1 protein-coding gene is annotated in these 439 nt (G+C 61.7%); it reads right to left on the bottom strand.

Features of this window, described 5'->3' with window-relative positions; all coding sequences use genetic code 11:
* Window positions 1–439: methyl-accepting chemotaxis protein (locus ACYJRZ_RS31975; RefSeq protein WP_459465549.1), on the bottom strand; the 439-nt coding region annotated here is incomplete at both ends.

Here is a 439-nt window from a genome sequence, read left to right as displayed (position 1 = left end):
CCCGATCAGATCCTTGATCTCCTTCGCGGCCTTGGCAGAGCGTTGGGCAAGCTCACGAACCTCTTGTGCGACAACCGCAAAGCCCTTGCCTGCGTCGCCGGCGCGAGCCGCTTCAACGCCCGCATTCAAGGCCAGCAGATTCGTTTGGAACGCGATCTCGTCGATCACACCAATGATATTGGCGATCTCCGATGCTGAGGCTTCGATCTTACCCATTGCTTCAACTGCCTGTCGAACCACGAGGCCCGAGCGTTCGGCATTCTCCTTCGTCCTGCGGACGAGCTGGCCGGCTTCCTGAGCCCGGTTGCTCGAGCCCGACACGGTCGTAGTGATCTCCTCGAGAGCGGCGGCCGTCTCCTCGACGGAAGCAGCCTGCTGCTCGGTTCGGCGGGAGAGATCATCGGAAGCGGTTCGGATTTCCTGCGAGGCGGCGGCAATA

It is taken from the genome of Rhizobium sp. No.120, assembly GCF_054558365.1.
This window is presented reverse-complemented; position numbering and strand designations above follow the sequence as displayed.